We start from the raw sequence: 13,244 nt of genomic DNA on the forward strand, positions 1-13,244 counted from the left end.
ATGTAAATAAGATAATTTAGTAGCTCAGCTGTAATATCTTTGTAAATCAAAATTTTTGTAGTGTCAGCCAAAAAAAATAAGAAAAGTAAATTTCGTTATCTAAGAAGGTTTCTTAGGGTGTTTTTGGGTGTTTTATTTTTTTTAATTCTATTGTTACTTTTTATTAGAAGTCCTTGGGGTCAAGATATTATTGTAGATAAAGCAACAAACTACATATCTAGTAAAACCAACACAGTAGTAGATATTGATAAAGCTTTCATCACTTTTGATGGTAATCTGGAGTTAGATGGTTTGTATTTAGAAGATGAAAAAGGTGATACACTTATTTATTCGAAAACTTTAGAAGCAAACTTACCTATTTGGGGCTTAATAAATGGAACTGCCCTTGGTGTTGATAATGTTGAATGGACAGGATTAAAGGCAAATATTCAAAGGCAAGATACTATTAAGGGTTATAATTTTCAGTTTTTATTAGATGCTTTTGCAGCTCAAAATTCAAATACTGTACCTCAAGATACCACAAGTACATCTCCAGAAATTATTTTAGGTAGCTTTGAGTTGAATGATTTTGATATTGTTTATGATGATATTCCTTTAGGAATTAAAAGTAGTTTTAAAATAGGCGAATTATCTACAGAAGTTCAAAAGTTTGATATCGACAAAATGATTTTTGAGACAAGTGGTATCAACTTATCTAGTTCAAATATTCAATTTGAACAATTACCAGTGCTACTAATTTCTTCAGAAGAAGTGCCTCTCCCTAATCTTTTTGCAACCTATATGGATATTGAGAATACCAAGTTATTGTATAAAGATCAAGTAAATCAAATAGCCGCAAATTTAGATTTGACCAATTTCGAGGCAAATTCTCCAAGAATCGATTTAGAGAATGCAATTTTTTATATTAATTCAGTTAGTTTAAAAAACTCAACTGTAGATATTAATATGTCTAGCCAACCAAATGAGAACAAAGGTTCGAATAATACTTTTCAATGGCCAGAAATAGTATTTAATTTAGATGATTTATCCTTAGAAAATAATGCAATTTCTTATGTTGTAAACAATCAGAAAATAGAGAAAAACATATTTAATCCGGATGCAGTTTCATTTACAAACCTAAATTTAAAAGCTAAAAACATTAGTTTTAAAGATAAAAAAGGAGAACTTTCTGTAAATACTTTAAACTTTAGAGAAAGCTCTGGATTAAATTTAAATCAATTAAAGTTTCAAACTTCTATTTCAGACTCTAAATTAGTTGTAAATAATTTCTACTTTAAATTAAAAGATAGCAAGGTTGGTGGTAATATAAAGATGAATTATTTATCTATTAACAATTTAATTGAAGCACCTAACAATGCCTATTTAGCACTTAACTTACCAACCATCCAACTAGACTTAAAGCAATTATTAAATTTTCAACCAGCATTAAAAAGTAATCCTTACCTTTTAGAATTGAGTAAAAAACCAGTTAAGGGTTCTGTTTTTGCCAAAGGTAATTTGGCCAACATCACCTTAGAAAAAAGTACTATTAATTGGGGATCAAATACAAATATTATTGTTGATGGTAATATTCTCAATGCCACCAATCCTAATGAGTTGCAAGTTAATCTACCAAATTTAAAAGCTTCTACAACTAGAACAGATATTTTAAAATTTATCAATGAAAAAGATTTTGGAATTCAAGTTCCAGAAGAAATTGCATTACGTGGTTCTGTAAATGGAGGATTGGAAAATATTAAAACCGATTTAACTTTAGAGTCTTCTCAAGGTTCAATAGCAATTGATGGACAGTTTAAAAATAAAGAAATTATTGACTTCGATGCTACCATTAAAGTAGATCAATATCAAGTAAATAAGCTTTTACAAAATGATCAAATAGGGGCAATTAGTTTAGACTTAAAAGCTTCAGGAAGTGGAAATACATTGAATAATTTAGATGCTACTGTAAATGCTACTATTTCGGATTTCACCTATAACAATTATGCTATTAATGATGTGGTACTGTCAGGTGAATTTAATAATGGTTTGGGTGAATTTTCGTCAAGCTATAAAGATGAAAATTTAAACTTTAACTTAGAAGCCCAAGTTGAATTAGACAGCACAAATACCCAAGCCAATTTAAATTTAGACATTATTGGTGCAGATTTAGGTGGTTTAGGTTTGATGCAAAGAAATATTAAAACAGGTATGGATATTTCTGCTAGTTTTAATGGAAACCTAGAGTCGTATCAAGTTGATGCTATTATTAAAAATGGGGTGGTTGTTTATGATAATGATACTTTTCTATTAGGGCAAATTACAGCAAATGGTTTTACCAATAAAGACACTACAATAGTTAATTTGAATAACAAAATGGTAAACCTAAAGTTGGAGTCTAATACAGATCCACAAACGTTTGCAACATCATTACAAAAACATATAGAAAGTTATTTCTACAGAGATGTAGTTGTTACAGACACTATTAAAAACCCTGTAAACATTAAATTTAGAGGTAAAATTTCTCAAACTCCATTGTTAGAAGATGTATTTCTAGTTAATTTAAAAGATATTGATACTGTAGATATTACCTTAGATTTTAATGAAATAGAAAGAAAATTAGATGCAGAAATAACAGCTCCTCATATAAATTATAGTGGTAATGAGCTAGATAGTTTGGCTTTTACCATGAATACAGATAAAGAAAGCTTCAATTTTGAGCTTGGTTTTAAGGGTATTCAAGCTACGCCTTTTAGAGTGCCACAAACTAAAATTACAGGTAAACAAGTAAATAATCAGCTTGATCTAACTTTTAAAGGTTTTGATAAGGAGGAAACTCTAATGAATGTTGCTGCCAAAATTACTGGTAGTCGTGAACGTTTGGTTTTTAGTGTAGATTCAAATAATTTGATTTTAAATAAGTCAAATTGGAATATTCCTGCTGATAATAGCATGATTCTAGTAAATAACAATCAACTTAATTTTAACAACTTTAAAATTGATAAAAACAATCAATCCATAGCAATTACAGACAAAGCAGATAATATTGAAAAAACGCATGTTGCTATTAATTATAAAAACTTTAAAATAAGTGAAGTACTTAATTATTTGAATCCTGATAAGCATATCGCAAACGGAATTTTAAACGGAACTTTTATTTTAGAAGAGCCATTTAACGATACAGGAATTGTTGCAGATTTAAAAGTTGATCAATTTAAAGTACTAAAAACGGATTTAGGAAAGCTTTCTATAGATGCAAAATCTTTAGGTGGAAATAAGTACGATTTTAATGCAAACTTAAAAGAAGGCGATATCAATTTAGAATTAGTGGGTGATTACGTAGTTGCAAATAATGATGCTAATTTAAACTTAGATATCAAACTAAATGAGTTTAAAATGAAAGCCCTAAATACACTTTCTTTGGGCGAAGTAAAAGATACAAATGGCAGTTTCTCTGGAGATTTTAAGGTTACAGGTACAGTATCAAATCCAAATTATAAAGGAAACTTAAACTTTAACAATGCAGATTTTACAATTAAAAAGCTAAACACCAAATTTTCTTTGCAAAATGAAAACTTACGTTTAGATAATGAAGGTCTGTATTTATCTCAGTTTACTATTTTAGATGCCAATAAAAACTCTTTAGTATTATCGGGTAAAATCTTAACAGAAAGTTTTATTAATCCTGAATTTGATTTACAATTAAGAGCTAAAGATTTTAGGCTTTTAAATGCCAAAAAAGAAGATAATCCATCATTGTATGGTTTAGCTACTTTTAATGCGAATGCAGATTTAACTGGAGATTTGCAAATACCAAAATTATCTGCTAACGTAACTCTAGGTTCAGATACCAATGTTACCTATGTTTTGCCAACTGCTTATGCTAGTGTAGAAAATAGAGATGATGTTGTGGTTTTTGTAAATAGAGAAAATCCGGATGCAATTCTTACGCAAACCGAAGAAAAGTCGGCTGTAATTACGGGATTTGATATTTTTGCAAAATTAAATGTAAATAAAGAAGCATCTGTAACTGTAGTAATTGATGAGGATACAGGAGATAATTTTAATGTTTCTGGTGATGGAGAATTTATTTTTAACATGGTGCCTAATGGAAGATTATCTTTAACAGGAACTTTCGAAATTGCTTCTGGGCATTATGAATTAAACCTTTATGGTTTGGTAAATAGAAGATTTAATCTAGCTCCTGGAGGCAGAGTTTCTTGGTCTGGAGATCCTTTTGATGCCAGCTTAGATGTAAGTGCCATATATAAAATTGAAACAACAGCATCGCCTTTAATGGCTGCTCAAATTTCTGATGAAGATCCATCAGTAAAAAATAAATTTAAGCAAGTTTTACCTTTTAATGTTTATCTAAATATCGATGGCGATTTATTACAGCCTAAGATATCTTTTAATTTAGATATGCCAGAAGATGAACAAGGTGCAGTTGGAGGTCAAGTTTATGGCAGAGTGCAACAGGTAAATCAACAAGAAGAGGAACTAAATAAACAGGTGTTTTCGCTGTTGGTTTTAAATAGGTTTTATCCTGATTCAGGCAGTGATGGTAGTTCAGGAGGTTTTGCAACCATAGCTAGAGATAATTTGAATGATGCTGTTTCTGGACAATTAAATGCATTTTCAGACAAAATATTAGGCAATTCTGGAATTGAGTTAGATTTTGATTTAAACAGTTATACAGATTACCAAGGTACATCCGCTACAGACAGAACTCAATTAGGAGTAACTGCTCAGAAAAAGTTATTTAATGATCGTTTAACAGTTAGGGTAGGTAGTGATGTCGATTTGCAAGGTAGTAGCCAAACAGGAGATGAAACTCCGCTAATTGGTAATGTAAGTTTAGAGTACAAATTGTCTGAAGATGGTAGATATCGCTTAAAAGGATTTAGAAAAAGTGAATTTGAAAATGTTATTGATGGGCAAACCATAGTTAATGGAATTGCTCTTATATTCACACAAGAGTTTAATCAATTTAGAGAACTTTGGGATGCAATTTTTAAAGCCCAGAATGAAAAAGCAGATAAAGAAAAGGAGCTAGTAGATAAAAAGTTAGAAGAGAAAGAAGATAAAATTGATAAAAGTTTAGAAAAGAAAAAAAACTAATCATTGAAAAAAATAATTAAAAATAGTCTCTTTTTTAGTAGCATATTATTTATGCTATATTCTTGTAGCATTAACAAATTTATACCTGAAGGCGAACGCCTGTATACAGGCGCAGAAATAGAAATGGATGCTGATTCTGCAGTACCTCAAGTAGCGCAGTTAAAAGAAAATCTTAGACAAGTTTTAAGACCTGAACCCAACTCTAAGTTTTTAGGAATGCATTTGGGTTTGTACTACTATTATAAAAATGAGCAAGAAAAGACCAATTTTATTAATAAATGGTTGTTTAAGCAATTAGGTGAAGAGCCAGTTTATCAATCTGATGTAGCGAATTTAGAGGTAGAAGACATTCTTTTAAATAGATTAGAAAACAGTGGATTCTTTTATAGCTCTGCAACTTCATCATTTACAGAATCAGAGAAAAGAGCATCTGTGTTATATCAGTTAAAAATTAAAGAACCTTATACTTTAGCCAATTATCAAGTAGATAGTTTTACTAAACCAATTTTTAAAGACATTAAAAAGCTTACTTCAAATTCTCCTTTTGAAAAGGATATGCGTTTCGATTTGGGGAATTTAAAGTTAGAAAGGCAACGTTTAGATATTGAGTTGAAAGACTTAGGCTATTATAATTTTAATAATAACTTTTTAATTTTTGAGGCAGATACAAATCAATACAAGAATAAGAAATTCGATCTTTTTTTGAAATTAAAAAAGGATGTGCCTGAGAAAGCTATTATTCCTTATAAGGTAAAAACTATCAATGTTTACCCAAATTATAATTTAAGAGATTCTACAACTAATATTTCAAAAAGATTTGAAGAGAAAAATTACTATCAAAATGATGAATTTTTCAAGCCTAAATATTTAGATGATTTTATCACACTAAAAGAAGGTGACTATTACAATCCTGATAATTCAAAAAATACTGCAAGACGTTTATCTACAATAGGTGCTTATAAATATGTAAACATTCAGTACAAAGAATTAGATACCCTTGCAGATGATAATGAAGGTGCATTAGAAGCCAATATCTTTTTATCACCATTAACCAAACGTGCGCTTCGTGCAGAGTTACAAGCTGTTACTAAATCTAACAATTTTGCTGGTCCAACTCTTGGTTTGGTTTTTAGTAACAGAAATCTTTTTGGAGGAGGAGAGACCTTAAATATAAGTTCTAGTATTGGGTATGAAACCCAAGTTTCATCAGGTGATAATTCAGGCTTAAGTAGTTTAGAATTAGAATTAAAAACAGAATTAATTTTTCCTAGAGTAATTGCTCCGTTTTCAATTAACGAAGACTTTTTTAAATATTCCATACCTAAAACAAAAACAAGTTTAAGTGCAACATATTTAGATCGTAGTCAGTTATATACCTTATTATCAGGAACTGCACTTTTTGGTTATGTGTGGAATGCAAACAAATACATAACCTATGAGGTAAATCCTATTTCTGTTAATTACACAAGGTTGTCTAATACCACACCAGAATTTGATCAAATTTTAGCAGACAACCCATTTTTAGCAAGAAGTTTTGAACAGCAATTTATTTCTGGTTTAACTTTTTCATTTACGTATAACGAAATGCTAGCTGCAAAAAGAACCCATCAATTTTTCTTTAATTCAACAATTGATGTTGCAGGAAATTCAATAAGTCTTTTAGGTAAAGAAACTACAGCAGGTCAACCAAAAGAATTTTTAGGTTTGCAATATGCACAGTATGCAAAGGCAGATGTAGATTTTAGATATCATTTTAATTTTGGTGATAAGTATGCTCAAACCATTGCAACACGTTTATTTGCTGGTTATGGTTTGGCTTATGGTAATTCTGATGTTGTACCTTTTGTAAAACAATATTTTTCTGGAGGTCCATATAGTGTAAGAGCCTTTAATACTAGGTCTTTAGGCCCAGGTACCTATACAGATACCAACAATCAAAACAGTACTTCCTTTTTTGATAGAACAGGTAATATTAGGTTAGAAGCTAATATAGAATATCGCTTTCCTATTTACTCTTTTTTTAAAGGTGCCTTTTTTGTTGATGCTGGTAATGTATGGAACTCAAATGAAAATCCGGCTTTTAATGGTAATGATAAATTTACATCTAACTTCTTAAATGAATTAGGAATGGGCGCAGGTTTAGGACTAAGGGTTGATGTGCAAGGTTTTGTAATTCGTTTTGATTTAGCAGCACCATTTCATGACCCAGCTTTGCCTGAAGGAGAACGCTTAGATTTTAGGTTAGATGAACCTGTATTTAATTTTGCAATAGGTTATTCTTTCTAAGGTTAAAATCCGCTAGAAACTTTCTTTAAACCATTTTCATTAGCAATACTAATGCTTTTGCCTTTCATTTCAATATAGCCATTTTTCTTAAATTCAGACAATAAACGAATTGCAGATTCTGTGGCTGTACCTATAATATTGGCAATGTCCTCTCTAGATAAATGAATGTCTAGATTGCCTTCTTCTGTGGTTCCAAATTTGGTTTGTAGTTTTAAAAGTGTCTCAGCCAAACGTTGTTTTACACTTTTCTGTGCCATATCAACTATTAAATTATCTGCATTTTTAAGAGAGTTTGCCATGTTTTTTAAAACATCCATTGTAAAGTTCTGATTTTTCTCTAAATCTTTAACAATTTCACTTTTTGGTATAAAACACACTTCTAAATCTTCTAGAGCAACAGCATTTAAATTAGAAACTTCTTCAGTTAATAAACTGCGTTCACCAATTAAATCGCCTTTTTTAATCAAGTTTACTATTTGATTTTTTCCATTATCACTAATTTTAGAAACTTTACAAATACCATCTTTAATACAGAAAACTCCATTAATATGCTCACCTTCAATAAATAAAGGTTCACCTTTTTTAATAATTTTAGAGGTTTTACAAGCAGACATTCTTATTAATTCATCTTTAGAAAGATGTTTTAAAGAATTAAATTGACGAACAATACATTGTTCACATTTACTCATAATTGTATTGATTGGTTGCCTAACAAATATATTTAAAACCTGACAAATATCATATTTTAAACTGAATAGAAATTCGAAATTTGCAGTAGGCAAAAAGAGTAAATATGAATACTACACTATGTTATCATTGTGGAGATTCTTGTGAGAACACAGAAATTACGCTTAACGAAAAGCGTTTTTGCTGTAATGGTTGTAAAACCGTTTATGAGATTTTTTCAGAAAACGATTTAACTTGTTATTACGATCTACAAGAAAATCCTGGTGCAATTCCATCAGAAATTGAGGGGAAGTATGATTTCTTAGAGAACAAAGAAATTATAGAGAAACTCTTAGAATTTAATGACGAACACACACAAATTGTTACGCTTTATATTCCACATATTCATTGCAGCTCGTGCATTTGGGTTTTAGAGAATTTGCATAAATTAAATGATAAAATAAACTCATCTCAAGTAGATTTCCCAAAAAAAACAGTTCGAGTATCTTATGATGCAACCCTAACATCACTTAAAGAAATAGTACTTTTATTAAGTACAATTGGTTACGAACCTTATATAAGTTTAGAAGATTATGAAACTGGTAAGAAAAAAGTAAACCGAAGTTTAATTTATAAATTAGGAATTGCAGGTTTTGCTTTTGGTAATGTGATGTTTTTATCGTTTCCAGAATATTTTGAGGTTGATGGGTTTTGGTTAAATCAATACAAAAACATCTTTCGTTGGTTAATGTTTGTTTTTTCTTTGCCTGTAGTTTTTTATGCAGCCAATAATTATTTTATTTCAGCATACAAAGGCTTAAGATCTAAAATGCTAAATATAGATGTGCCTATTGCTTTGGGCGTTTCTGTTTTATTTATAAGAAGTACTATCGAGATTATTTTTGATTTAGGTACTGGCTTTTTCGATAGTTTAACTGGTTTAGTTTTCTTCTTGCTTTTAGGTAAGTTCTTTCAGCAAAAAACGTATAATTTCTTGTCTTTTGAACGCGATTACAAATCGTACTTTCCAATTGCGGTTACTCGAATTTTATCAGATAAAACAGAGGAAAATGTTCAAATTTACGATGTTAAAAAAGGTGATAGATTATTAATAAGACACCAAGAACTAATACCTGTAGATGGAATTTTAATTAATGGAGATGCACAAATAGATTATAGTTTTGTTACTGGTGAAGCAGAACCTGTAACTAAAAAGTCTGGAGACAAGTTATTTGCTGGTGGTAAACAATTAACAGGAATTTTGGAAATGCAAGTCTTGGCTTCAGTATCTCAAAGTTACTTAACACAATTGTGGAGTAATGATGTTTTTAAGAATGATAAAAGTTCGTCTTTTAAAACACTAACAGATAAAATCAGTAAAAATTTTACAATTATAGTGTTAACCATTGCTATTTTATCTACTACTTTTTGGTTGTTTTTTGATGCTAGCAAAGCTTTAAATGTATTTACAGCAGTGCTTATTATTGCTTGTCCATGTGCAATAGCTCTGGCTGCACCTTTTACTCTAGGTAATTTATTGCGCATTTTTGGAAAGCAAAAATTCTATTTGAAAAACGCAACAGTTATTGAACAATTAGCGGGTGTAGATACTGTTATATTTGACAAAACAGGAACCTTAACCAATAATAAAGAAAGTACAATTACGTATGAAGGTTCACCTTTAATAATGGAAGAAAAGATAGCTTTAAAAAGTAGTTTAAGAGCATCAAATCATCCTTTAAGTAGAATGTTATACAAGTCTTTGAATAATGTAAATACTGAGGTTTTAGAGGTATATAATGAGCATTTAGGTAAAGGAATAGAAACTAAGCTTAAGAATAATAGTCTTAAAATAGGTGCTGCATCCTTTGTAAAAAATGGCAAAGATGAATCATCATTTGATACTTCAGTGCATGTAAGTGTTAATGAGAATTACAAAGGTAAATTCCGTTTTAAAAACGCTTACAGAAAAGGGGTAAAGTCTATTTTTAATACGTTAAAAAGATCGTATTCTCTGGCTGTAATTTCAGGAGATAATGAGGGTGAAAAAGTGTATTTGAAAGAATTTTTACCCAAGGAAACTACATTTTTATTTAATCAAAAACCAGATGATAAATTACAATTTGTTGAAAATCAACAAAATTTAGGCAGAAATGTTGCTATGATTGGTGATGGTTTGAATGATGCTGGAGCCCTTGCTAAGAGTAATGTTGGTATTGCACTTTCAGAAAATATTAATGTTTTTTCTCCTGCTTGCGATGCTATTTTAGATGCATCTCAATTTGATAAATTAGCTGCTTTTTTCAAAGCTTCAAAAAAGGCAATTACAATTATAAAATACTGTTTTGCATTATCACTACTTTATAATATTGTTGGGTTGTATTTTGCAGTAACAGCCCAATTAATGCCAGTAATTGCAGCTATTTTAATGCCCTTAAGTTCTATAAGCATAGTTATTTTCACAACTATTTCAACCAATGTCATTGGTAAAAAATTACGTAAACGATGAAAAATTTAATTCAAAAATATAATGTTCCAGGGCCTAGATATACTAGTTATCCTACAGTGCCATATTGGAATAATGAAACGTTTTCTAAACAAAAATGGATCAACTCTTTTCAACAATCTTTTATAGAAAGTAATCAGAAAGAAGGTATTAGCTTATATATTCATTTACCTTTTTGTGAGAGTTTATGCACGTTTTGCGCTTGTCACAAACATATTACAAAAAGACATGAAGTAGAGGAGGATTACATAAATACAGTAATTAAAGAATGGCAATTGTATGTTAATTTAACTAACGAAACTCCTATTATAAAGGAATTACATTTAGGTGGTGGTACACCCACATTTTTCTCTAAAGAAAATTTAGAGTACTTAATACAAGGTATTTTTAAAAATGCTAAAAAGCACAATAATGCTGAGTTTAGTTTTGAAGGTCATCCTAGTAATACAACCAAAGAACAATTACAAACGTTGTATAACTGCGGATTTACCAGAGTTAGCTATGGAGTTCAAGATTATAACCAAAATGTTCAAAAGGCAATTAATAGAATTCAAACTTTTGAAGAAGTGCAACAAGTTACAGATTGGGCTAGAGCAATTGGTTACACTTCTATAAGTCATGATTTAATTTTCGGTTTACCACATCAAACAAAAGAAAACGTAATCTATACCATTAATAAAACCAAAGAGCTAAAACCAGATCGAATTTCATTTTACAGTTATGCCCATGTACCTTGGGTAAAAGGAGTAGGGCAGAGAGGTTTTAATGAAAATGATTTACCAAAAGACGAAGAAAAAAGAGAACTGTATGAAATAGGAAAAAAACTATTTGCAGATTTGGGATATGAAGAAATAGGTATGGATCATTTTGCATTAAAAAGCGATTCTCTCTATAAAGCAACTTTAGAAAATACGTTACATAGAAACTTTATGGGATATACATCGAATAAAACCCAACTAATGATTGGTTTAGGAATGTCTGCCATTTCTGACTCTTGGTATGGTTTTTCTCAAAATGTAAAAACAGTTAAAGAATATCAAAAAATAGTGAACTTAGGAGAAATTCCTGTTTTTAGAGGTCATATTTTAACTAAAGAAGATCAAATAATAAGAAAACACATTTTAAATTTGATGTGCAACTTTAGTACTTCTTGGGATTTAGACCAAATGAAGATTTCAAACATTGATATTCATTTGCATGAACTTGAAGAATTAATAAAAGATGATTTAGTTCATTTAAAAGGCAATACTATCTATATTCCAGAAAAGGCAAGACCATTTGTTAGAAACGTATGTATGGCTTTCGATAAGAAATTATTAAAAGTAAAATCTGACCAAAAAACCTTCTCGCTAACCATTTAAGACATAAGTTGTATAAGGTGTTTCTTTACTGTATATTTAGGTATTATTAATTAAAATATCCCCTAAAAATGAAAAATACAGAATCTTCTGCCTCTAATCTTATGTCTAAAGTTATTAGTTTAAGTGATGCGACCGTAAAACTTTTTATTTTATCGTTAAGTATTGTCTTTTTATTTGAAAGCTTGTTTTAAAATTAAAATAATATTTAAGTATTTGATAATAAGGTAATTATATTCTTAATGTGGATTAATTTTAAAATTGGATGCTATTGAAAAAAGTAAATTAAAATCCTTTTCGATAAAAAAACTATCAATTTTTTATAGATTTAATTTGGTATTGTAATTAATTTTATTAAATTTATTACATATTATTAACTTAAATAGTCCCCCACACTATGAAAACTCGTAAATTTTCAGATTTAAGAAGTACTTCAGAAACTCTTAGACTAGGAGACGCAAGTCTAAAATTATTAATTTTAACGGTAAGTATTATCTTTATGGTTGAGAGCTTAATCAACTTTTAAAATCGGACCTGTAAGCTAAAATTCATATTTTCGAAATTTTTTATAAATTTTCGAAAATATGTCTTGTTATGTCTTTCCATTTCAATAAACACAATTAGTTGGCCAAACATCAAAGTTTTGTGAACTATATTTTTGTGCTTAATTTTTAAAACTTTTAGTGACCTGTATTTGGACGGTTTCTCATACGTTACTAAACTTTATGATTTGATTTCTACGGAACTAAAAGTACTTCTTAGAAAAAATCTAAAACCTTTTCGGAATTTTTTTCACACTTTTTTTCTCAAATATTTTTTCAAATTTAGCTTAATTAATATTATAGCCAGATAAAAAAATAGTCCCCCACTACTCAAAATCGATAGCTAAAGGATTTTTTTGTTTTACTACCTAAGAAGATTTTTAGAGTATATGCTCTAAATATTTATTTTAGTAGGTTTTGTATTATTTTTTAATAAATGAAAATTAATACAAAAGATCCTTATCGATTTTCAAAGCGTACTCAGATATTTATATTTTGAGTACGCTTTTCCTTTAATTTTTTCCTTTAATTTTTGAAACCTGATAAATATCATGTTTTAAAATAACTACGCTAAGTATTTTTGATGTATCAAATTATCAGGCAAGATATGAGCGTAATATATTTACTACTTACCCTAAGTATTTTAGTGGCAATTGTATTCTTTATTGCATTTATTTATTCAGTAAAGAAAGGACAGTATGATGATTCTTATACACCTTCCGTACGAATTTTGTTTGATGATGAATTGGTAAAAGAAACTAAAAAAATCAACTAAAATTAAATTCAATT

General features: G+C 29.3%; 7 protein-coding genes. 6 read left to right on the plus strand and 1 reads right to left on the minus strand.

The genetic code is table 11. The features are described 5' to 3' along the window. Nucleotides 1–60: 60 nt before the first annotated feature. Both V7R38_RS08625 and tamL read left to right on the plus strand, forming a co-directional pair. On the plus strand, nucleotides 61–5,097 hold the full coding sequence (locus V7R38_RS08625; protein WP_438825595.1) for a translocation/assembly module TamB domain-containing protein: 5,037 nt from the start codon (nucleotides 61–63) through the stop codon (nucleotides 5,095–5,097). 51 nt (nucleotides 5,098–5,148) lie between these two features. Further along, a complete protein-coding gene (gene tamL, locus V7R38_RS08630; RefSeq protein ID WP_334057597.1) occupies nucleotides 5,149–7,383 on the plus strand; it encodes a translocation and assembly module lipoprotein TamL in 2,235 nt (744 codons plus the stop codon). Between the two features lie 2 nt (nucleotides 7,384–7,385). Here tamL and V7R38_RS08635 read toward each other — a convergent pair whose 3' ends face one another. Continuing rightward, complete coding sequence (locus tag V7R38_RS08635; RefSeq protein WP_334057599.1) at nucleotides 7,386–8,072, minus strand: Crp/Fnr family transcriptional regulator; 687 nt, start codon at nucleotides 8,070–8,072, stop codon at nucleotides 7,386–7,388. A 104-nt stretch (nucleotides 8,073–8,176) separates the two neighbouring features. On the opposite strand from V7R38_RS08635, the gene V7R38_RS08640 reads away from it, so the two are divergent. The 4 genes from V7R38_RS08640 (at nucleotide 8,177) to ccoS (ending at nucleotide 13,230) form a co-directional block, all read left to right on the plus strand. Further along, entirely contained in the window at nucleotides 8,177–10,558 is a 2,382-nt protein-coding gene (locus tag V7R38_RS08640; RefSeq protein ID WP_334057601.1) for a heavy metal translocating P-type ATPase, read from the plus strand. Continuing rightward, on the plus strand, nucleotides 10,555–11,916 hold the full coding sequence (hemN, locus tag V7R38_RS08645; RefSeq protein WP_334057603.1) for an oxygen-independent coproporphyrinogen III oxidase: 1,362 nt from the start codon (nucleotides 10,555–10,557) through the stop codon (nucleotides 11,914–11,916). The genes V7R38_RS08640 and hemN overlap by 4 nt, the downstream gene beginning before the upstream one ends. Nucleotides 11,917–12,310: 394 nt before the next feature. Beyond that, a complete protein-coding gene (locus V7R38_RS08650) occupies nucleotides 12,311–12,439 on the plus strand; it encodes a hypothetical protein (protein ID WP_015480412.1) in 129 nt (42 codons plus the stop codon). A gap of 623 nt (nucleotides 12,440–13,062) precedes the next feature. Beyond that, entirely contained in the window at nucleotides 13,063–13,230 is a 168-nt protein-coding gene (ccoS, locus tag V7R38_RS08655) for a cbb3-type cytochrome oxidase assembly protein CcoS (protein WP_041383825.1), read from the plus strand. The last annotated feature ends 14 nt before the right edge of the window (nucleotides 13,231–13,244 follow it).

The sequence above is a fragment of the Polaribacter sp. P097 genome, assembly GCF_036864555.1.
Classification (GTDB): domain Bacteria; phylum Bacteroidota; class Bacteroidia; order Flavobacteriales; family Flavobacteriaceae; genus Polaribacter.

Bases quoted from the DNA above. Each gene is read 5' to 3' on its own strand.
- tamL (WP_334057597.1), top strand. From the start codon at position 5,149: ATGCTATATTCTTGTAGCATTAACAAATTTATACCTGAAGGCGAACGC.
- V7R38_RS08635 (WP_334057599.1), bottom strand. From the start codon at position 8,072: ATGAGTAAATGTGAACAATGTATTGTTCGTCAATTTAATTCTTTAAAA.
- V7R38_RS08640 (WP_334057601.1), top strand. From the start codon at position 8,177: ATGAATACTACACTATGTTATCATTGTGGAGATTCTTGTGAGAACACA.
- hemN (WP_334057603.1), top strand. From the start codon at position 10,555: ATGAAAAATTTAATTCAAAAATATAATGTTCCAGGGCCTAGATATACT.
- V7R38_RS08650 (WP_015480412.1), top strand. From the start codon at position 12,311: ATGAAAACTCGTAAATTTTCAGATTTAAGAAGTACTTCAGAAACTCTT.
- ccoS (WP_041383825.1), top strand. From the start codon at position 13,063: ATGAGCGTAATATATTTACTACTTACCCTAAGTATTTTAGTGGCAATT.